22 protein-coding genes and 1 pseudogene are annotated in these 20,322 nt (G+C 38.8%); 5 read left to right on the forward strand and 18 right to left on the reverse strand.

Translation table 11 applies throughout. The annotated features are described in order from the left end of the window. Positions 1–2: 2 nt before the first annotated feature. The 3 genes from G8761_RS07135 to G8761_RS07145 form a co-directional block, all read right to left on the reverse strand. On the reverse strand, positions 3–2,330 hold the full coding sequence (locus G8761_RS07135; protein WP_166025078.1) for a DNA internalization-related competence protein ComEC/Rec2: 2,328 nt from the start codon (positions 2,328–2,330) through the stop codon (positions 3–5). 85 nt (positions 2,331–2,415) lie between these two features. Continuing rightward, the gene (locus G8761_RS07140) at positions 2,416–2,877 is read right to left on the reverse strand and encodes a ComE operon protein 2 (RefSeq protein WP_166025080.1); all 462 of its coding nucleotides are present in this window, start codon (positions 2,875–2,877) and stop codon (positions 2,416–2,418) included. A gap of 88 nt (positions 2,878–2,965) precedes the next feature. Beyond that, positions 2,966–3,631: a helix-hairpin-helix domain-containing protein gene (locus G8761_RS07145; RefSeq protein ID WP_166025082.1), complete on the reverse strand. Its 666-nt coding sequence runs from the start codon at positions 3,629–3,631 to the stop codon at positions 2,966–2,968. A gap of 86 nt (positions 3,632–3,717) precedes the next feature. Between G8761_RS07145 and comER the strand changes: the two genes are divergently transcribed. Next, a complete protein-coding gene (gene comER / locus G8761_RS07150; protein WP_166025084.1) occupies positions 3,718–4,542 on the forward strand; it encodes a late competence protein ComER in 825 nt (274 codons plus the stop codon). A gap of 209 nt (positions 4,543–4,751) precedes the next feature. Here the strand turns inward: comER and G8761_RS07155 are convergent, their stop codons facing one another. The 8 genes from G8761_RS07155 to G8761_RS07190 are packed head-to-tail and all read right to left on the reverse strand — an operon-like array spanning position 4,752 to position 9,844. After that, the gene (locus tag G8761_RS07155) at positions 4,752–5,498 is read right to left on the reverse strand and encodes a class I SAM-dependent DNA methyltransferase (RefSeq protein WP_166025086.1); all 747 of its coding nucleotides are present in this window, start codon (positions 5,496–5,498) and stop codon (positions 4,752–4,754) included. Further along, positions 5,495–5,851 carry a ribosome silencing factor gene (gene rsfS, locus G8761_RS07160; RefSeq protein WP_166025088.1) on the reverse strand — a complete coding sequence of 119 codons (357 nt, stop codon included), beginning with the start codon at positions 5,849–5,851 and terminating at the stop codon, positions 5,495–5,497. Before rsfS ends, G8761_RS07155 begins: the two co-directional genes overlap by 4 nt. An 11-nt stretch (positions 5,852–5,862) precedes the next feature. Further along, positions 5,863–6,456, reverse strand: a complete 594-nt coding sequence (gene yqeK / locus G8761_RS07165; protein ID WP_166025090.1) for a bis(5'-nucleosyl)-tetraphosphatase (symmetrical) YqeK — start codon at positions 6,454–6,456, stop codon at positions 5,863–5,865. Next, positions 6,446–7,015 carry a nicotinate-nucleotide adenylyltransferase gene (locus tag G8761_RS07170; protein WP_166025091.1) on the reverse strand — a complete coding sequence of 190 codons (570 nt, stop codon included), beginning with the start codon at positions 7,013–7,015 and terminating at the stop codon, positions 6,446–6,448. The genes yqeK and G8761_RS07170 overlap by 11 nt, the downstream gene beginning before the upstream one ends. 22 nt (positions 7,016–7,037) lie before the next feature. After that, a complete protein-coding gene (gene yhbY / locus G8761_RS07175; RefSeq protein ID WP_166025093.1) occupies positions 7,038–7,331 on the reverse strand; it encodes a ribosome assembly RNA-binding protein YhbY in 294 nt (97 codons plus the stop codon). After that, on the reverse strand, positions 7,325–8,164 hold the full coding sequence (aroE, locus tag G8761_RS07180) for a shikimate dehydrogenase (protein ID WP_166025095.1): 840 nt from the start codon (positions 8,162–8,164) through the stop codon (positions 7,325–7,327). The genes yhbY and aroE overlap by 7 nt, the downstream gene beginning before the upstream one ends. Positions 8,165–8,218: 54 nt before the next feature. Beyond that, positions 8,219–9,325 (reverse strand): ribosome biogenesis GTPase YqeH, encoded by a 1,107-nt coding sequence (yqeH, locus tag G8761_RS07185; protein ID WP_166025097.1) that lies wholly within the window; start codon positions 9,323–9,325, stop codon positions 8,219–8,221. A 3-nt stretch (positions 9,326–9,328) separates the two neighbouring features. Then, positions 9,329–9,844: a YqeG family HAD IIIA-type phosphatase gene (locus G8761_RS07190; RefSeq protein ID WP_166025099.1), complete on the reverse strand. Its 516-nt coding sequence runs from the start codon at positions 9,842–9,844 to the stop codon at positions 9,329–9,331. Between the two features lie 420 nt (positions 9,845–10,264). Between G8761_RS07190 and sda the strand changes: the two genes are divergently transcribed. Then, entirely contained in the window at positions 10,265–10,405 is a 141-nt protein-coding gene (gene sda, locus G8761_RS07195) for a sporulation histidine kinase inhibitor Sda (RefSeq protein WP_166025101.1), read from the forward strand. 432 nt (positions 10,406–10,837) lie between these two features. Here the strand turns inward: sda and G8761_RS07200 are convergent, their stop codons facing one another. Then, positions 10,838–11,623, reverse strand: coding sequence for a phosphatidylserine decarboxylase (locus G8761_RS07200; RefSeq protein WP_166025103.1), 786 nt, complete (start codon positions 11,621–11,623; stop codon positions 10,838–10,840). Between the two features lie 327 nt (positions 11,624–11,950). On the opposite strand from G8761_RS07200, the gene pssA reads away from it, so the two are divergent. Next, a complete protein-coding gene (gene pssA / locus G8761_RS07205) occupies positions 11,951–12,490 on the forward strand; it encodes a CDP-diacylglycerol--serine O-phosphatidyltransferase (RefSeq protein ID WP_166025106.1) in 540 nt (179 codons plus the stop codon). 77 nt (positions 12,491–12,567) lie between these two features. Here pssA and G8761_RS07210 read toward each other — a convergent pair whose 3' ends face one another. Beyond that, the gene (locus G8761_RS07210; protein WP_166025108.1) at positions 12,568–14,349 is read right to left on the reverse strand and encodes a M3 family oligoendopeptidase; all 1,782 of its coding nucleotides are present in this window, start codon (positions 14,347–14,349) and stop codon (positions 12,568–12,570) included. A gap of 153 nt (positions 14,350–14,502) precedes the next feature. Continuing rightward, positions 14,503–14,664, reverse strand: a complete 162-nt coding sequence (locus tag G8761_RS07215) for a hypothetical protein (RefSeq protein WP_166025110.1) — start codon at positions 14,662–14,664, stop codon at positions 14,503–14,505. Positions 14,665–14,836: 172 nt separating this feature from the next. On the opposite strand from G8761_RS07215, the pseudogene G8761_RS07220 reads away from it, so the two are divergent. Beyond that, a pseudogene (locus G8761_RS07220) lies at positions 14,837–15,516 on the forward strand (response regulator transcription factor). 27 nt (positions 15,517–15,543) lie between these two features. After that, a complete protein-coding gene (locus G8761_RS07225; protein WP_166025112.1) occupies positions 15,544–16,530 on the forward strand; it encodes a F510_1955 family glycosylhydrolase in 987 nt (328 codons plus the stop codon). A 317-nt stretch (positions 16,531–16,847) separates the two neighbouring features. On the opposite strand, the gene sigK is transcribed toward G8761_RS07225, so the two are convergent. From sigK to mtnN, 4 genes are all read right to left on the reverse strand, one after another. Then, the gene (sigK, locus tag G8761_RS07230) at positions 16,848–17,564 is read right to left on the reverse strand and encodes an RNA polymerase sporulation sigma factor SigK (protein ID WP_166025114.1); all 717 of its coding nucleotides are present in this window, start codon (positions 17,562–17,564) and stop codon (positions 16,848–16,850) included. A 635-nt stretch (positions 17,565–18,199) separates the two neighbouring features. Then, a complete protein-coding gene (locus G8761_RS07235; protein ID WP_166025116.1) occupies positions 18,200–18,340 on the reverse strand; it encodes a YrzI family small protein in 141 nt (46 codons plus the stop codon). A 525-nt stretch (positions 18,341–18,865) separates the two neighbouring features. Next, a complete protein-coding gene (locus G8761_RS07240; RefSeq protein ID WP_166025117.1) occupies positions 18,866–19,126 on the reverse strand; it encodes a YrhC family protein in 261 nt (86 codons plus the stop codon). Positions 19,127–19,491: 365 nt separating this feature from the next. Further along, positions 19,492–20,187, reverse strand: a complete 696-nt coding sequence (gene mtnN / locus G8761_RS07245) for a 5'-methylthioadenosine/S-adenosylhomocysteine nucleosidase (protein ID WP_166025119.1) — start codon at positions 20,185–20,187, stop codon at positions 19,492–19,494. Positions 20,188–20,322 lie beyond the last annotated feature (135 nt).

Here is a 20,322-nt window from a genome sequence, read left to right on the forward strand (position 1 = left end):
TACTATGGCCGGAAGACTGAGAAGGTTCCTTTCCCCCGAAAAAAAGAATACGTTATTGCTCCCTGCTTATCAGTTCGAAATATCATAATCCCTCTCTTCTTTAATTTATCAAGCACCTCAGCATGTGGATGACCAAAGTGATTCTTTTCTCCTGCAGAAATAAGAGCTGTTTTAGGCTGTAACGTTTCAAGGAATTCAGTTGAAGTTGAGGTCCTGCTTCCATGGTGCCCAGCTTTTAAAACATCTGTTTTTAAATTAGGATATCTTTTTAGGAGACTCTGCTCACCTTCGATATCTAAATCCCCCGTAAATAGCCATTTCAGGTCCCCTACCTCTGCATAAAGCACCAAGGAACCTGTATTAGTGTCACCTTCAAAGTTTTTTTCAGGAGACAAAATCTTAAAAAAAGAGCTTCGACTTTTCCATTGATCTCCTGCTGACGCCATACAAACGGGGATTTTTTGTAAGGATGCTATTTGAATCACATCCCTAACTGCGTTATTTTGGTTCGATACAGCAGGCATAATAATTTGCTTAACTTTTATACTCTTTAGAACTGCAAAGCTCCCTCCAATGTGGTCCATATCTCCATGTGTCAAAATAAGTTTGTCAATTTCTTTAATGCCTTTAGATTTTAAGAACGGAACTACAATATTTCTTCCTGTTTCAAATGAATTCGGAGGCTTTCTCCACTTGTCTTGTTCAAAGGCAGGAGATCCTCCGGTGTCTATTAAATAATTCCCCTGATCAAAGGGAAGTTTAATCAAAATACTGTCACCCTGCCCTACATCAATCATTGTAATTTCCCCTCTTGGGTCAATCTTACTGGCTGCATCCACTATAAATAATAGAAGAAGCGGAAGGACGAAATATACCCAGCTTTTTTTCTTTTTGAGTGACTTTTCCCAATAAACCAACATAATAGGCCCTATTACTGCGAATAAGAGAAGTCCCGGACCTGAAGGCCGTCCAATTAAAATAGATCCCCAAGGAATTAAGGCAATACGCTTGGCAAGGGTATCAGAAAAGGTGACTACCGCAGAGAAGAAATAGTTTAGGAAATCAGGTATTGTTCCCATTAATAAATGCCAGAAAAATAACAAATAAACACCTGGCAAAAAGAAAAATGAATAAAGAGGAATATAAAAGAGGTTCACAAATATACCAAGGAAGGATACTTCATAAAAATGAAAAAGCAAAAAAGGGAGAGCCGACAGCTGAGAAATATAAGAGGCTTTAAGAATGCTTTCGAATAAGCTAGAGGGCTGGGCAAGGATAAAAGCTGAGGAGAGAATCAAGGAAAAGCTGACAGAAAAAGAAAGCTGAAAGCCTGCATCGTAAACAGCGAAGGGATTCACAAAAATATAAACCATCAGAGCCAAACTAATCGCATCTGCCGGCTGAAGACTAAATCTTCTTTTTGAGGCTGCCGCCGCCGTAACGTTAAATATCATAAGTACGGAACGGATAACTGAGGGGGAACCGCCAGTAAGAATGGCGTAAGCTGGAAGAAATACCAGTATAAATAAGATCATTTTTTCTTTTGATACTCCTGCTCTTAACCCAGTTAGGTATAGTAAACCGATTGAGAGCGAGACATGAAGACCGGAAATCGCGAGGAGATGGATTATCCCTATTTTTTGGTATGCTGCAAGAAGGTCAGGTTCGAAAGCAGCCCTTTCTCCAAAAATAAGCGCTGCTGCCATAGCCGCGGTTTCTTCTGGAAAATAATCTTCCAAATAATTTACTCCCTTCATCCTGATCTCCTTTAAGATAGAAGATGGTGTCCTTTTTATAGGTATACAGTTTTGATAAGGGTATTTCTGCAGCCTTAAAATCCAGAATATGTTTTTACGATTTAAATATTTTTCATAATTAAATGCATTTGGATTTTTAACTATTAAGGGCTTTTGAAGTTCTCCTGAAACAGTACATAGCTGATTCGGAATTTTAAAATGTTCAAGAGAGTTCTTCTCTTCCTCAGAAGAAATCTTAAAACGGACTAAAATCTTTTCCTCCGTTTTTGAATCCATAGCCTGAGTCTCATATTGATCCCCCCTGATACTATTTTCCGAATTGAATACTAATGAAAACTCTGTTTGTTGGCTTTCTATTCTGGAATGGTTTTCTTTTAAAATCCAGTGTGAGCTAAATAAAAAGAGAACAAATACAATAGAAACTGCGATAATACGAAAAAAGGGAAATGATTTAAAGTAGTAAAGAAAGAAAAGATACATGAGGAAGAAAAAAGTGAGGATTAAGAATGATTCCATGGAGGCCAAAATCCCAAATAAGGATGCAATGGATAAGTAAATTAACTTACCGCTCATAGGTTTAATTCCTTTCTAAAGTATCCGCCATGAAAAAGTATACAAAAAGACACAAACATCAGGGTAAGCCTGATGCCTGTGCTGATTACTGGCTGATTTTGCTAAGGTCGATTACTTTTTCGTGTAACTCTACATGCTCGACTTTGACGCCTGCATTCTTGAATAATTCAATAGCGTATGGATGGTTTTTATAATCCTGTGCATAATAAACGGCTTTAATTCCAGCCTGGATTAATGCCTTGCAGCATTGAAGACATGGGAAATGGGTTACATAGATCTCCGCATCCGCAGTCGGAACTCCAAATTTGGCACATTGAAGCAAAGCGTTCATTTCCGCATGAATGGTCCTTATACAATGGTTATCAATCACATAACAGCCCTCATCAATGCAATGGGGACTGCCAGCAATAGAACCGTTGTATCCGCCGGCAATAATCCTCTTATCTCTGACAATGGTCGCTCCGACAGTCAGGCGAGTACAGGTGCTTCTCATTGCTAGTAAATGGCTTTGGGCCATAAAATACTGGTCCCATGAAATTCTGTCCAATTCTCTTCCCCCTTGTTTTTGCCAGCTAAATGATTTTATATCTTTAGTTTAATGCTCTTAGGCCAAATGGGTCAAACCCTGTTTTCCTTCAGTGTACGGAAATATATTCCTGCAGTTTTTCATAAGTTTTATCACCAATCCCGCTTATTTGCTTTAAATCCTCCACTTTTTGAAAAGGCCCGTTTGTTTCCCTGTATTCCATAATAGCCGTTGCCTTGGAAGGACCTATTCCAGGGAGTGTCTGCAATTCTGTTTCACCTGCGGTGTTTATATTAACGAGCGATTTATCTGCTGGCTTTCCATTGGCTGGAGTGTGTCCGGTACTTCCACTCCCTGCCACCGGTGATAATAATACAGGTTCTTGTCCTATTGCAGGAATAAAGATAACCATCTCATCAGCAATATGCTGTGCGAGATTTACCTGGTTTTTATCTGCTTTATCTGTCATCCCTCCAGCCTTATTAATCAAATCAATTACTCTTTCTCCATCCAGGGACTGATAAACTCCAGGATGGTTTACTTCACCTTTAATATCAACCATTAATGGGGTATTCGGTTTCTGTGCATCTATGCTTTGCTTCTGGTCTTGAGCCTTCACAGGTGTTTTATTTTCCCCAGATTTATCAATATTCTGAATGCTGCTTTGTTCAATAACATCTGAATCTGGTAAATCTGAATAATAAAAGATTCCTCCAGCCGCTAAAGCCAACCCGGCAAAAAGGCTAAGTTTATGTTCGAGTATCCATTCTTTCAAAGTCAGTCATCCTTTCAAATGGTATAATTTTCTTAACCAATTCATATTGTTAGATGAGAAGAATGCATGTGAAGGAGGGATAAAATTTGAGAATTGGCATAATAGGTACAGGCAATATGGGGAGAGTTTTGGCGGAAGCGCTGATCGAAAGCAAAGCCGTTCCCCCTTCTTCGATAGTGGTCACAAATCGGACAAAAGCCAAAGCATACATGCTTAAAAATAAATACAATAAACTTCAAATTTATGATGATGCACAGGAAGTGGCTGCTAACTCAGATTTGATTTTTGTCTGTGTAAAACCACTGGATGTTCTTCCTGTTTTACAGGGGATCTCACCTTACTTGACTCAGGAAAAGTGTGTAGTGTCAATAACCAGCCCTATAAGTACAGAGCATCTGGAAAAAGCGGTTATTTGTTCTGCCGCGAGAGTTATTCCCAGCATAACGAATAGGGCATTGTCCGGTGTCTCACTTATTACCTTTGCTGAAAATTGCAGTGAAGGATGGAAAAGAGAAATTCAAAATTTACTGAGTAAGTTTTCCGTTCCGGTGAAAATTGAAGAAAAGGTGACAAGAGTTGCTTCCGACATTGTAAGCTGCGGTCCCGCTTTTTTCAGTTTTTTGATCCAGCGTTTTATCGACGCGGCAGTTAAAGAAACGGAAATTGATAATAATATGGCCACTGTATTGGCGGGAGAAATGATTATTGGATTAGGGGAGTTATTAAGGCAGGGGCATTTTACCCTCCCAACACTACAGGAAAAAGTATGTGTGAAAGGCGGCATAACAGGAGAAGGCATTAAATCAATGGAGAACGATATTGGAGAAATGTTTGAACATGTGTTCAGAGTAACCCAGGAAAAATTCAAAGAGGATATTCAAAAAGTAAACAACCAATTCTCAGCTATATAATTTCGCTATCTATAAGGGCATTTCCTTTAATTTTCTTTAAAATTATTAGATAAAATTGGAATTCGCCATATCATTTTTTTTGGCGGATGCCTTAGCTTTTCTTATGAGTTCAGATTAATCTCTGATTAGCAAAAAAAATGAGCCGTCTCCGAATAAAGGGAGTAGGCTCATTTTTTTCTGAAAATAAAAAATTACTTTGTTTCATTTAATTAAGCCTTTTTAGCAATGAAGAATAGTCTTTCGGAATCAGACTGTGGTCCGGCCTCTTCAAAATCGGCGCATACCTCAACCAAATTAAATCCCGTCTCTTCAAGCCAGTGCTTGTATTGTTCAATAGAATACGTACGCTGATAATGAAGTTCATCAAACCTGTCATATTTGCCTGATTTCTCGTCTAAAACAAAAAAAGTCAGTTCATGTTCCACACTGTTTGGATGTTCATCGGGAAAACTATTCCAAATATACGCAAGCTGATCATCATTTAGTGTAAATGTCTGATTAATAAAGCCTTGTGTAATCTTATAAATAGAATGGACATCAAATATGAATATACCATCTTCTTTTAAGTGTTTAAAAACATGTGAAAAAGTATTGACAACTTCCTCTTCGGATCGTAAATAGTTTAATGAATCGCAAAAAATGCCGATAACATCAAAGCTTCCCAATCCTTCTAGCGCAGACATGTCCTGCTGGAAAAATGGAATATGAAACCCGGCACCTTCTGCCTTTGCATTTGCTACTGTTAGCATATCTTCAGACAAATCAACGCCTGTTATGCTAAAGCCTTCTTTAGCAAAGCGAATGGAAAGCTCACCCGTACCACAGGCCAAATCAAGCATGTCTCGTTTCATAACACCATGCTTCTCAACTTTTTTAAGGACAAACCTTACCCATTCTTCATAAGGAGCCTCTTCCATCAGCTCGTCATATAAATAGGCAAACCTCTCATAACTCATATATTAAGCACGCTCTGGATGTCTTCAGCCGGGGCATCTCCCCATAATCTTTCAAGATTATAATAAATTCTTTCGTCTCTGTGGAATACATGTACTACTATATCCCCGAGGTCGATAAGGACCCATTTTGCTTCATCGAAGCCTTCCATTCTACCAACATTAAATTGGTTTTCTTCTGCTTTTTCCTTTATCTCTCTGGCAATTGCCTGTACCTGCTTATCAGAGTTTCCATGGCAGATAATAAAGTAATCAGCAATTAAAGAGATCCCCTTCATATTTAATGCAACGATATCCTCTGCTCTTTTATCATCTGCAGCTTTGACTGCGATTTGCAATAATTCCTGGTTGTTCATCCAGTAACCCCCTATTTTTCTTTTTCAGCGTTCTTTGCTTGTTCTTTTATATTTTTAACTAAATCATTGTAAGTATTAAAAGTCTCTGGATATACGGATTGCTTTTTTTTCATTAAAAAAAGAATTGTATTTTGTACTGCCTGCAGGAGGGCCTCATCAAGATCTCTCTCTGCCACTTCCCTAACTTCCTCTACTCCTGGAAAGTGGCGGCCGGGTTCGATATAATCGGCAAGATAAATGATTTTTTCCAGGAGTGACATTCCCGCTCTTCCGGAAGTATGATAGCGAATAGCATCCAAAACCTCGGGATCGTCTATTCCTGCCTCGTTTTTTGCTAAATAAGCTCCCGCAGGCGCATGCCAGAGTTCTGCATTAAATTCGATTAAATCCTCAGGAAATCCCTGTGTTAAAATGATTTCCTTCATTTCTTCTTTAGGCCGAAATTTTGCGTAGTCATGGAATATAGCAGCCAATTCTGCTTTTTTTTCGTTTCCGCAGAACCGCTGTGCCAATATAATCGCCGTTTCCATGACTCCGATTGTATGAATATATCGGTGTTCAGTCAATTGTTCCTTTACCAGTTTTAAAGCTCTTTCACGTTCCATATAAATGATTCTCCTTAATATATTGTCTAACTGAATCAGGGAGCAGATATCTGACTGTCTTCCCATTGCCCAGCCTCTCCCGAATCAGGCTCGAGGATATATCAATAACAGGAATATTAACCAGGGTAATAGGATATTTTGTTTCATGACTGTAGGACGGCCTGTCAACCCCAACAAAATTGACCAATTCAGCCAGTTCATCAATTTTGTGCCATTTCGGCAAATACTCGATCATATCTGCACCGATGATAAAATAAAAATGCTGTCCAGGATACAAATCTGTCAATATTTTCATGGTATCTATGGTATATGAGGCTCCAGACCTTTGCCATTCTATTGTTTCGATTTTAAACTTTTCATTTCCTTCGAGGGCAAGCCTTAGCATTTCCAGCCGGTTTTCATTGCTTGCCGTATCAGGCCTTTCTTTATGCGGAGGAACTTGATTGGGCATGAACCAAATTTCATCAAGCTCAAGGGCTGACATGACCTCATTGGCTATAATTAAATGGCCATTGTGGGGCGGACTAAAAGTGCCCCCGAGAATCCCGACTTTTTTCACACCTAACCTCCTCCTGCCTAATTTATCTTGGTAATTCCAGCTGTTTATTTTCCTTTGATTCCTTATATAGAACGATCGTATTTCCTATCACCTGGACAAGCTCGGCATTTGTACCTGAAGATAAGACCTCTGCCACTTCGTCCCGATCCTGATCACAATTTTGCAAAACACTTACTTTTATTAACTCCCTTACTTCCAGGGCTTCAGCAATTTGCTTTACCATATTTTCATTTACCCCGCCTTTACCTACTTGAAAAATAGGGTTTAGGTGGTGAGCTTTTGATCGTAAAAATCTTTTTTGTTTACCAGTTAACATATTGTTCCTCCCAGCTGCTGTAAAACATTCTTTCTCATTCGGTTTGTGTCAGGAAACACTCCTGTCCACTTTTCAAAAGCAATAGCCCCTTGATATATAAACATTTCTACTCCGTTTTGAATGCGTGCGCCTTTTTTTTTCGCAGCAGCCAAAAATTGAGTTTCAAGAGGATTATAAATAATATCAGTTACTACACTTGTTTCAGAAAGGTTTTCAAGAGTAAGTGGCTTTTCGTTTTCCCTTGGATACATTCCTACAGATGTAGTTTGAACAATTAAATCATAGATGGGCAATTCTTCTTGGACCTGCTGCAAGCTTACTGCATTTGACAGATGGCTATAAGGCGAGCTATCAATTAAGGCTTTTGCTCTTTCTTGGGTCCTATTATATATATCAACTCTGGCAGCCCCTGCTTTTGCAAGGGTAAAATAAATGGCACGAGCTGCACCACCGGCACCAATTAATAATATCCTTTTCCCAAAAATGTCAGGCATCTCACTTTGAATACCAGTTAGAAAACCCGGTCCGTCGGTATTAAACCCAATAAGTCTGCCATCCTGATTAACGACGGTATTAACTGCTCCAATTTCAAGAGCCAGAGGATCCACCGCATCGAGCAAAGGGATGATTGCACTCTTATGAGGAATTGTCACATTAAATCCTGATGCACCAATTGCCTTTAACCCTTTTATGGCGTCGCTGAGTTCCTCTGTTTTTACCTGAAATGCATGGTATGCCGCGTCAACTCCATAAAAAGCAAATAGATCATTATGCATTTGGGGCGACATTGATTGACTGATTGGATCACCCAGAACAGCATAAAGCTTTTTCAATCCACTTCTCCCCTTACCATCCTGCTTTTTAAGTTTATCCAATTTTCGGTATCGTTAAATTAATGACTTTCTTAGCATCGTCTGTACGCCCTTAGGAACATAGGCCGCAACCTTTGCCCCCGGTTCATTAACCGTAATCCATCCAAGTCCAGAAAAAACGATGTCCGTTTTTGGTTCTCTTATCATAAATTCCTGCCTGATTAATTCTGGAAAGTGATCCATATCCTCCTTATTAGGAGGTGTCAGCATTTCACCTGCATGCTTTTCATATAATTCCGAAGCATTCTCCATTTTGGTCCGATGAATTTTTAATTCATTAGAGAAATGGCACACAAATGATCTTCTTCCGCCGCTTATATAATCAAATCTTGCTAATCCACCAAGAAACAGCGTTTGTTCCTCGTTTAATTGAAAAACGGCTGGTTTGATTTCCTTTTTAGGGGTAATAATTTTCAAGTCTTTTTTATCAACAAAATGAGCCATTTGGTGATGATTAATTATCCCTGGAGTATCAATAATTGCCTTTCCATCATCCAAAGGAATTTCAATAATATCCAAAGTGGTACCAGGGAAATGGGAAGTAGTAATTACATCCTGCCCGCCGGCAACCTCTTTAATAATCCTGTTAATAAAAGTTGATTTCCCAACATTCGTACAGCCAACAACATAGACATCTTTTCCATTCCTTAGTTCGTCAATAGCCTCAGCTGTTTCTCTGACAAAATTACCTTTAACCGCACTAACCAGGAAGATTTCTTCCGGATTTAAGCCAAGTTCCCGGGACTGTTCCTTCATCCAGTGGATTAGCTTGTTGTGCTTAACTGACTTTGGAAGAAGATCCACTTTATTGCCAACAAGGACCACTTTATTGCTGCCTGCAAAACGTTGAATTCCTGGGAGCCAGCTGCCGTTAAAATCAAAGATATCCACAACTTTGACAATCAGGGCATCTGTTTCTCCTATCCCATTTAGTATTTTTAAGAAATCATCATCAGTCAAACTTACATCCTGAATTTCATTATAATGCTTCAGCCTGAAACAGCGCTGACAAATGATCATTTCTTTTTCCAGAGCAGAGGCAGGAGCATACCCCAATCCGCCTGGGTCTGCAGTTTGTATTTTTACTCCACAGCCTATACATACATGCTGATTTTCACTCACACATTAATCCTCCCATTGAATCATGCCGCGCCTGCGGAACCAATTTAATATTCTGCGTTCAACAAGCCGGTTAAATTTAGTTACAAATCCATCTGTCTGAGCAACCGGAACAACTAGTATGGTATGGAAACCGCTGCGATTCCCTCCAAGTACATCCGTCAAAAGCTGGTCGCCAATAACGACAGCTTCGTTTCTTTTAATCCCCATCGCAGCTATTGCACGGCGAAAGGCTCTCCCCATAGGTTTTCTTGCCTGAAAAATAAAAGGGATGCCAAGAGGGTCAGAAAAAGACTTTACTCTTTGCTCATTATTATTAGAAACAATAGTAACAAGTATATTATGTTTTCTAACCTCATCAAACCATTTTATCAACTGCGGAGTGGCAGTAGGCCTGTCCCATTCCACAAGGGTATTATCCAAATCCGTAATAATCCCTTTGATTCCTCTTTTTTGCAAATCTTCAGGGGATATATCCAGAATACTCTTTACATGTTCATCTGGTAAAAAATGCTTTAGCACAACTTACACCTCTTATATATGTCCTTATTATCGTTATCATCATAACCAATTTTACCCGTTGATTCAAAGTTTAAATGGAATAAGACATAAAACACATTGGAAAATTTTAAGTTTACGTCTTTCTTTTAAAAAAAGAAACCTTTCCTTAAATCTTTTTTCGACTTTTTAAAAATATTTTTCGACAAATTCTCTTCTCTTTCACCCATGTGGATAAAGTTATTAACATTATACCCTTTGATTCAATTACTTTTTCATGGTTTATAAACAAGTTAGTCACAGGTTATCCACCTAAACCTGTGGATAATCAGAACGATTGTTCTACCTTCTACTTTCTGGTAGATTAAGGGTACAACAAATGAACTTACTATCATATGAGTAAGAAAGATGAAGTAGAACTTAAATAGGAGGTGGCTTTTAGTTTTGCGTAAACTGTCTGATGAATTATTAATTGAATCGTATTTTAAAGCGAGAGAACTTAATCTTAGTCCCGATTTTATACGCTTGATTGAAACAGAAATACACCGCCGGTCCCTTACTAATAGAATCAGAATTTCCTCTTAATCATTGCCCTCTTGGTAGGGCTTTTTCTTTTATATTGGCTATGAGAATTTTTATAGTTGGTTTTTCTCTAAAAAACTCTCTAGTTAAACTTGACTGTTGATTTTCGCTCACGGCGCTCGCTTTCCGCGAGCGATCCGGAAGCCTCCTCGGCGCCTAGCAACTGCGGGGTCTCCTATGGCCCTCTTTTCCCGCTGGAGTCCGCGCCTTCGGCTCCAATCAACATAGGTAAAAATCAACATTAATTGTTAACACAGCATATAAAAAAAGCGCAACCCCCTGTGAAAAGGATGAAATGCTAAAATTAGCCTTCTTACTAGTACTATTAAATCGTTGTAAGTTTATATAATCTTTTTACCACATTTGATTTCTTTTTTAACTTTAATGGATAAAAACGAGGATGCTCTTTATCCAGGAGACATCCTCTGCTGCTTTTTATTTCAACTTAAATGTTCCTATTCTTTCGCCGACCTTTACATTTGCCGGGGTTTTAATGGTCTTTTCCAATTTGAATATATCTTTTTCAAACAGCAATACGACCGTGGATCCAAAGCTGAAGAAAGCCATTTCTTTTCCTTTTTCCAGTTCTGTTCCCTGATGAGTAGTTTCTATTGAATTAACAAACATCGCTCCAACCTTTACAACGGAAACATGGCCATAGTTTGTTTTAACCTCAGTAATCATTCGGTAGTTTTTTGCAAGTGTCCTGACCCCATATTTTAACCCTAATTTATTAACAGGATAAGATTTCCTTCCTAATGACCACTGCCTGATTACAGTTCCATCCACCGGACTGTGGATGCGGTGATAATGGGTAGGACTTAAATAAAGTATCATATATGTACCATTTAGGTATTTTTCTAATGCCTCCTTATCACCAAGCATTTCATCAATGGAATAAACCTTCCCTTTTACTTCTATCTCACTTGTTTCTCTAATATTACCCACGTCTTCTATTACAGCATCAACAGGGCTGACAACTGCATCTATTGCTGGATCTATTTTTCTAGTACCAGGTTTTAATTGGCGTACAAACAAGTGGTGGAGAGTGGGAAAAGATTCAAGAGTTTCCTGCATTTCTTCCTTGTTGATATTATAAATCCTTGCGAATGAAGGAACCACTGCCTTACTGAAGCGGGAACGGGAAAACTTTCTTAAAATCCACGATGTAACTCTTCCATTTGTAAGTTCTATAAACAAACGATATAAAGGCTGGATCAAATGTAACTACCCCCAAAAAAGTGTAAAAATACTCTTTACTAACATTCATAAAAGTCTTAAAATTAAATATTATTAAGTTAACTAGGCGAATGCAGAACTGTAATGCGTTTATCACGCTCAACTGAAGTCGCACAAAATCTGGCGCTTTTCCATCGTACGAGACAAAGCTGACGGCTCTTTCCTCATGCTCCCAGTCCAGCGTTCAGAATTAATAAAATCGGTTTAGCGAATGTATCCGGAAGGACTATTCCGCTACGATAGGGCAGTGCGGATATGGCGCAGATAAATAGGTCTCGTGGCCAGGCTTCATATTTAAGGAGTGATGGAATGTTCTTGTCAAATGTGCTGGACCAAACAATTAAAAAAATTAAGTCCCAGACCGCCAATGTAATCACGCTTGCCAATTTGTCATTAGGCGGTTTTGCCATTATTTACGGGATCCGCGGAAATTTGCGCCTAAGCCTTCTACTGATATTCATTGCTGCACTTTGTGATCGTTTTGATGGAATGGCAGCACGTAAATTTCACATTGAATCCGAACTCGGAAAACAACTGGATTCCATGAGTGATATTATATCATTTGGAGTGGCACCTGCACTATTGTTATATCAGGGGATTTTATTTGACTTTGGTATACCAGGCACATTTTTTACCGTTCTCTACGTTGTATGCGGTGCCTTCAGGCTCGCGCGTTTCAATATTTCCGAGAGCAACAGTTACTATACTGGCCTTCCCATCACTGCAGCAGGCTGCCTTGCTACGTTAAGCTTTCTGGCTATTCCTTTTTGGCCTCCACAAATATTCTTTTTTATAATAATGCTTTTATCTTTCCTTATGGTAAGTACCTTTAAACTTAAAAAGGTTTAATAGTAAACGACAATAAAGCAACCCGCTAAAAATGCCGGGTTGCTTTATTGTTATTTATATATTGTTAGAGATCTAAGCTATTCAGTAAGTACCAGAAACTCTTCTATATCATCGACGCAAACTTTTACTGCCTTTTCCCAGAAATCACGTTTGGTAAGGTCTGCCTGCAAATGTTTTAAGGCTAAGTCTTCCACCGTCATGGAGGCAGTATCTTTCAATAAAGCAATATATTTCTCCTCATATTGAGCCCCTTCTTCCAGAGCACGGGCGTAGATGCCAAGAGAAAATAAGAAGCCAAATGTATAAGGGAAATTATAAAAAGGAACCCCTGTAATAAAGAAATGAAGCTTTGAAGCCCAAAATAATGGGTGGTACTCTTCCAGTGCCCCGCCGTATGCCTCTTTCTGGGCCTCCTGCATTAGTTCACTTAAACGGGGGGTACTTACCGGCCCTCCCTTTCTTTCTTCGTAAAAACGGGTTTCAAAGAGGAATCGGGCGTGAATATTCATCAGAAGTGCCACAGACCTTTGAATTTTATCATCAAGAAGGGCTAATTTTTCCTCTTTTGATTTAGCTTGTTTCACTGAAGCATCAGACACAATCATTTCAGCAAAAGTAGAAGCTGTTTCCGCCACGTTCATAGCATAATTTCTGTTAAGGAAATGCTGCTCCTTCATGGCATAAGTATGAAAACCATGCCCCAGTTCATGAGCTAATGTGGATACATTGGATGGTGTCCCTGAATATGTCATAAAAATTCTAGATTGTGCACTCTCAGGAAAATAGGTATGAAAGCCTCCAGGAGCTTTACCAGGCCTATCTTCTGCTTCAATCCAGCTTTCTTCAAATGCCTTTTTCCCAAATGCAGCCATCTTTTCTCCAAACGCAGCGAAGTTATCAAGAATAAAGTCTGCGCCTTCCTGATAAGATACCTTGGTATCTGCGTTTCCATATGGAGCATCAAGATCATACCAGCTAAGTTTATCAATATTTAGCAATTTAGCTTTTCGTTCCAAATATTTAACAAGCGGCTGCTTGTTTTCCGATATAACAGTCCACATCGTATCAAGTGTTTCTTTCTTCATACGATTCACCTGAAGAGGTTCCTTTAAAAAGTCCTCCCAGCCCCTTGCTTTATAGACATTAAGCCTAAAGCCGGCCAAATGGTTAAGCGTTTGAGAAAGGAGCTCAGACTTTTCCCCCCATGCTTTTTCCCATTCTTTAAAAACTTCCTTACGTCCTTCCCTATCAGACTGTGAAAATTTATTGGAAGCCTGGCCAACTGAAAGTGACTCACCCTTATATGAAACTTTTATGCTGCTTACAATCAGGTCATACAATTGGCTCCAGGCATGATATCCATCGACGCCTAAAGAGTTGATTAATGCTTCTTCCTCTTTGGATAATTTCTCGCTGGCCCTTTCCCTTCGCTCGGATAATACAAAAGAAAGTTCAGATAAGGATCGGAAAGTAATTAATTTTTCCCATTCCTCGTCATCAATTAGTGTTAATTTACTGTCAAAGATAGTTAAGGCATTTTGAAAGGCTGCACTTAGTGAAGTTACCTTTGCCTGAAGACTGCTGGCATTCTTATCTTCTGTATTCTGAGCCTGAAGACAGCTTACAAAAGCTCCTGCCTGGCGTATTTTTTTTGCTGTTTGTTCAAAACCGCCAATTATGTTAGACAGACTTTGTTCATTATTATTTTTTTGTGAAGGCTCCCATTTCTCCACTTCGCTGTGAAACGCTATGATAGCCGCTTGTGTGCTAGTTAGAAATTCAGTAAACTCTGTTGAATTACTTCCTCCTGGAAAAAAAACATCCAGGTTCCAAACATTTGAATATGTTGATGTTGTCATTTTTATCCCCCTTATATGTACGTCTCTTTCCATTATAAGAGTAAGTGTTTGAAATTTCTATTAATTCAATTTTTTAAAAAGAAAAGTCCATAATTTCGCTTAATTCTTTACAATAAAAATAGCCTGAGGCGAGATTGCCCAGGCATAAGAGGCTTAACAGGCCCTAGAGCTAAAATACCACCAGCCACCAAAAATTAATACAAGAATTAATAAAACGATAAATAATGCATACCATGCACCGGCTCCGCCCGAATAACACGGATATGCAGGATAAGGGGCTGGGAAGCCGAATGGATAAGGATAACCGTATGGCATGTTTCTCCCTCCTTTTATCCTTTTCTTTATGATATGTATCCCTGTCTAGGAATGTATGGGCCTTAAAAAATGAAATCCTGCTAATGTTTTCGCAGAATTGACATTGTTAAAGGAAAAAACAATATCATCGTATTGTATAATTACAACAATAAACCTGCTGGGAGGAAGTGGATTGAAGAGACTTTTACTCATTGATGACGAAAATAGAATGCTTAATTTATTGTCCCTTTATTTAACGCCAAGGGGCTACCATTGTATAAAAATGAATTCAGCAGCTAATGCAATCGGTTATTTAGAGACCAATCATGCTGATTTAATTTTATTGGATGTTATGATGCCTGAAATGGGAGGATGGGAAGCCTGTAAAGAGATTCGGAAAAATTGGGATATTCCTATCATCATGCTGACAGCCCGCAACGAAAAAAGCGACGTAATAAATGGATTAAAAATAGGTGCGGATGATTATATTGTAAAACCCTTTGATGAAGAAGAACTAATAGCCCGAATAGAGGCTGTTTTAAGAAGGAACAGCAAAAACGAGCAGGAGGTCCATTTTAACGGACTAACGCTAAAACCAGATTCCTTCGAATTAACCTTCCACACTAATACAATTCCGCTACTCCCAAGGAATTTTCCCTTTTAGGACTATTTCTGCAAAACCGGAATAAAGTTTTTAGCCGTGAACATTTACTTTCTTCTATATGGGGATATTCGGTTTCAACAGAAGACAGAACGGTAGACTCCCATGTTAGAAATTTAAGGGAGAAGCTGCGGAAGACGGGGTTCCCCATTGATGATTATTTGACAACTGTGTGGGGCGTGGGGTATAAGTGGATGGACATAGAAACTTAAGAATCCCAATCTACAGGAGGAAGAAAAGTGAAATCAGGAAAGAAACTTTTGCTGGCAGGCATAGCAGGAATGATGATTTTCGGTTCCGGATGTGCCGACAAAAAAATGACAGGGCCTAAGCAAAAGACAAACCAACAAGAAAACATAGAACAAAACAAACAGGAATTCTCCATTATAAAAAGCAAAAAGTTAAATCTAAGCCACCTTCATGGGCTGGGGTATCCGGGAAACGACGACTCTCTTTATATAGCAACCCATAATGGTTTAAAAATGTTCAATGGAACAGAGTGGTTTGAAACAAGCAGTAACAATAACGATTATATGGGATTTCAAGCTGTAAAGGATGGTTTTCTCGCATCTGGCCATCCGCAAAAAGGTTCAGGCCTTAAAAATCCTTTAGGACTTATTCAAAGTACTGATAAGGGGAAAACATTAAAAAAACTGGCGTTTTATGGTGAAAGTGACTTTCACTTTTTATCAGCCAGTTATTCCGGAAATGAAGTCTATATAATAAATGAACAGCCAAACAGTAAAATCGATGCCGGTATATATTACTCTAAGGATCTGGGGAAGTCCTGGGAAAAAAGCAAGCTTACCGGATTTACTGCCGATTCGTTTGGAATGATTGCCGTTCATCCAGAAAAGGGTGATACAATGGCGATGGCAACCAGAAACGGTATTTTTTATACTGCGGATAGCGGAAACACCATGAAGGCAATAACAAGTCCCGAAATGGTAACTGCACTAACATTTTCAGGTGACAGGCTCTACTATTGCAGTGTAGGAAATAATACAGTCCAGTTAAAGCAGCTGGATACAAAGACGGCAAAAGAAACGGAAGTTAAAATTCCTTTCCTTGATTATAATAACCCTATAACTTATCTTGCAGCAGATTTAAAGAATCCACAAAGGATGGCTTTCTCTACTTATAATAATGATGTCTATGAAACACGAGATGGTGGAATGAACTGGACCGCTCTCCTCCAAAATGGACAAAACACTGTTTCCCCATAGAAAAGCTCAGGCACCATTCAGCGAAGCAATTGCCCGAGAAACTTCATGTTAATAATCTTCTCTTGTAGCAGAACATTTCGAAGTTAACTTCACGCAGGGGAAGTGGGATGAACTCTAGCTCTAAAAACCATCTGTTCAGACCGCCGGAAAGCTTCAGGATGCAGAGATTTCGGGTGAGTTTAGCACCAGGTATCACCTAAAGGCCATACTGATACAAGATACCCAGGAGGCGTTTCCAAGGATGAAGACTCGCTGTGAGCTGGAGCCAGATAATATATGTAAAAAGGCAGCCGTGTAAGCTGCCTTTTTTCTCATTCTTAGCGGTTTTTACGTTTTTCTTTTTCTGCCCGATAGAATTCATGAAACATTTTCATCAGAGCCCTTTTTTCAATTCTTGATACATAACTCCTTGAAATCCCCAATTCTTTAGCTATTTCCCTCTGTGTTTTTTCTTTTTGAAGGTCAAGACCAAATCTTCCTATTATTACTTCCTTCTCCCGGTCATCTAGTACGTCTATATACTGTTTAATTTTTTCTAGCTCCATATTAAGCTGAATTGTATCAATGACATCCTCTGACTCTGACTTTAAGACATCAATAAGTGAAATTTCATTACCTTCTTTATCCTGGCCAATAGGGTCATGGAGGGAAACATCTTTCTTAGTCTTCTTGAGAGCTCTTAAGTGCATAAGGATTTCATTTTCGATACAGCGTGCAGCATACGTTGCAAGCTTAGTGCCCTTTCCTTCCGAATAACTTTCAATGGCTTTGATTAATCCGATTGTACCAATCGAAATTAAGTCCTCGGAATCCTCCCCGGTATTTTCAAATTTTTTAACAATGTGAGCCACCAGGCGCAAGTTATGCTCAATCAGCATATTACGTGCATGCGGATCACCTTCAGCCATTAAACGTAAGTATTTCCGCTCTTCTGCTGCTGACAACGGCTGGGGAAAGGCATTGTTTTTAACATATGAAACAAGGAATAAAAACTCTTTAACTAAATAACCAAGTGCCGCCAAAATTCCGGACATGAACTTCACCCCCGACTTCATATGGACTATAGCCTATAACTAATTCCTATGAAAAGTGACAATGGAATGTGTCTGTCCGAGTTGCGATATTTTTATGTAAAAAATTCCAAAAGAATCATAAATCAAGTCTTGCAGCAATTTCTTGGGCTTGAATGGCCGCTATAATCATAAAAAAGCACCAGCTCGGAGGTGACTCCCAAAAGTTAAAGGTTAAATCTAACCTTTGGGGAAAAATACACTCTTCAAGCTAATGCTTTTTATAAAAATTATATACTATATTTCATCCGCTGCAGTTACTTCTGCAGAAATCACACAGCCAATAGTACCAGTAATTACAAAAGCCATTACTATCAAAAACATGTTACACACCCCTTTAGATAGTTCTGTACCTATAATGAATTTATCATATTATCACGGTACCTATCAGAATAGAATGTGAACATTTTGTTAAACCTAATTCCTTTTCTTTTTAGTGAGAAAAAGGGTTAAAAATAAGATCTGCAAATACATAGGTCACCCTCCAATTATTATTTTCCGTTAGGTGGTGTCCTTCATCACCCATAAGCTTGCTCTGCGATTTTGAATATGAAAAATCATTGTAAAAACCACCTTTCAATTAGAATTTTCCCCCTAGCTTATAGAGGACGGTGCATAGAAAATCTGCGGTCACGAAGTTCATCGCAAAGCTTTTCGATAAATTCTTCTTTTTGAATTTCTTCAAGGTTCATCACCCTTTTTTTAATGGTGATTGTCAGAAATAAAATGTTTAATGTCATGGTTTTCCACCTCCTTTTTTAATCCATTAGAAAACTTGGCACTGCCGGAGGGCTTTGGTGAAGGAAGAGCCGTAGCTGCTCTTAACACGCTCAAATCGGCACATCCTCGGAAAAAGTGTTGCTTTCCTTCAGATGCAGCTCACGAAGCCTTCCTTGTCCTGTCCGTCGTGGGTTCAGAATTTAAATATATAAATTCTGCCTAGCCAAAAAACCGCAGGGAATTATCCCCCTGCGGAATCTTGTTTTTAGGCATAAAAACACCACAGGGCGCAATTCTCCCTGCGGCATGGATAGATTCGTTTTAGTCATTGACTGTTATGCGATCCATTCCTTTTGGGTCGAATGCTTGTAAAAGAAATATTCAGTTGTTGTTGTTTTATATAACCAGACGACTGACTTTTTCATCATTGCGACCTCCTAAGCGGAATTTTTCACTAACTATGGTAATTATATCCACTTACCTGATGATTGTAAACCTTTTTTCTAATTTATTTCCATAAAAAAATAACGCCTCGCTGAAAGACGTTATTTGCGTGTCAAATATTCGTCTGCTTCTTCCATCTCCAGAAGCCTCTCTCGGCAAATACTGGATTGAATAAAAAAGAAAACAGAAAGAGTTAAAAATACTAATGAAGAGAGTATGATTATATTTAAACTTCTATCGGATTTAACAGCCGAAGGAATAATTAGGCCGAGATAAAGAAACGAGCCAATAGCTAACAAAGTAGTCGCAAATCGTTTAAAATCGGTCATTTTATCAAAAAGGGCTTTTGCCTGGTTTTTCACTCAAATCACCTACTTTTCTTTAAATCTACTAATCAACTTTAACATAAAATAGGTGTTTTTCGTGAATGTAAATATTAGTAAATTGTTTAGCCATTAGAATCTGCACCAAAAAGAGGCTTATCTGCGTATGATTTGCGCTTCAAGCGCTCGCTTCAATCAAAATAGCTGAACGAAGTAACAAAGAAAACTTTAACCATTTGATATGGTAAATAGCCTATAAGAGTGAGGGATCTTGCCCAATAACTGGATGACAGCTGTAGCAATTGACTCTTTCAAGGAAATCAGCCTGATACTTTACTTGTGACCAAAAGAATAAGCCCACCTTAAAAGGCGGGCTTTCAAAATTTCTCATTTATTTCCAGTAATTAAACCAGCTTAGATACCATCTTCATTACAAGGGTCGCAGAATTAACTGCTGCTTTTTCTAGGTATTGATCAAAAGATACATTGGATTCCTTACCGGCTATATCAGACAATGAACGAATGATAACAAACGGCACCTGGAATTGATGGGCAACCTGAGCTATTGCTGCAGCTTCCATCTCAACAGCCTGAAGGTCTTCAAACTTGGTTCTTACAAAGTCAACTCTTACAGGATCCTGCATAAAAGAATCTCCTGTAGCAATAAGGCCTTTTACAATCTGAATATCCTCAATTTCCTTTGCTGCATCTTCTGCAATCCCTACAAGTCTGCTGTCTGCCAAAAATGCAGCTGGAAGCTGAGGAACTTGTCCATATTCATATCCAAAAGCAGTTACATCCACATCATGATGGCGAACCTCGGAGGAAATTACAGCATCCCCTACGTTCAGTTCAGAATGAAAACCACCTGCTGAACCGGTATTAATAATATAGTCAGGTTTATACTTTTCCAGAAGGATTGTTGTAGACATAGCCGCATTAACTTTGCCTATCCCAGAGCGAAGGAGGATAACTTCTGCACCATGCATGTTCCCAAAGGTAAACTCACATCCAGCAACTGTTTCCTGTGTCTTTCCTTCAATATTTTCTCTTAACAGTGTAACCTCTTCTTCCATTGCTCCAATGATGGCGATTTTCATTTTCAGACCTCTTTCTTTGTAATTTTGCTCCCTCTGTCATCAGAGTAAATTTTATACCGATTTACCCTTTGTAAGCTTGAGAAAGCTTTTCTTGGCGTTTTTTATATATACTCTTCTTCGGATTCGCTGTTTGTA

Source organism: Neobacillus terrae, assembly GCF_011393025.1.
GTDB classification, from domain to species: domain Bacteria; phylum Bacillota; class Bacilli; order Bacillales; family Cytobacillaceae; genus Neobacillus_A; species Neobacillus_A terrae.

Excerpts from the sequence above, each read along its gene's own strand:
- G8761_RS07135 (WP_166025078.1), bottom strand. The coding sequence starts at position 2,330 with ATGAGCGGTAAGTTAATTTACTTATCCATTGCATCCTTATTTGGGATT.
- G8761_RS07155 (WP_166025086.1), bottom strand. The coding sequence starts at position 5,498 with ATGAGTTATGAGAGGTTTGCCTATTTATATGACGAGCTGATGGAAGAG.
- rsfS (WP_166025088.1), bottom strand. The coding sequence starts at position 5,851 with ATGAACAACCAGGAATTATTGCAAATCGCAGTCAAAGCTGCAGATGAT.
- yqeK (WP_166025090.1), bottom strand. The coding sequence starts at position 6,456 with ATGGAACGTGAAAGAGCTTTAAAACTGGTAAAGGAACAATTGACTGAA.
- yhbY (WP_166025093.1), bottom strand. The coding sequence starts at position 7,331 with ATGTTAACTGGTAAACAAAAAAGATTTTTACGATCAAAAGCTCACCAC.
- pssA (WP_166025106.1), top strand. The coding sequence starts at position 11,951 with ATGTTCTTGTCAAATGTGCTGGACCAAACAATTAAAAAAATTAAGTCC.
- G8761_RS07210 (WP_166025108.1), bottom strand. The coding sequence starts at position 14,349 with ATGACAACATCAACATATTCAAATGTTTGGAACCTGGATGTTTTTTTT.
- G8761_RS07215 (WP_166025110.1), bottom strand. The coding sequence starts at position 14,664 with ATGCCATACGGTTATCCTTATCCATTCGGCTTCCCAGCCCCTTATCCT.
- sigK (WP_166025114.1), bottom strand. The coding sequence starts at position 17,564 with ATGTCCGGAATTTTGGCGGCACTTGGTTATTTAGTTAAAGAGTTTTTA.
- G8761_RS07235 (WP_166025116.1), bottom strand. The coding sequence starts at position 18,340 with ATGACATTAAACATTTTATTTCTGACAATCACCATTAAAAAAAGGGTG.
- mtnN (WP_166025119.1), bottom strand. The coding sequence starts at position 20,187 with ATGAAAATCGCCATCATTGGAGCAATGGAAGAAGAGGTTACACTGTTA.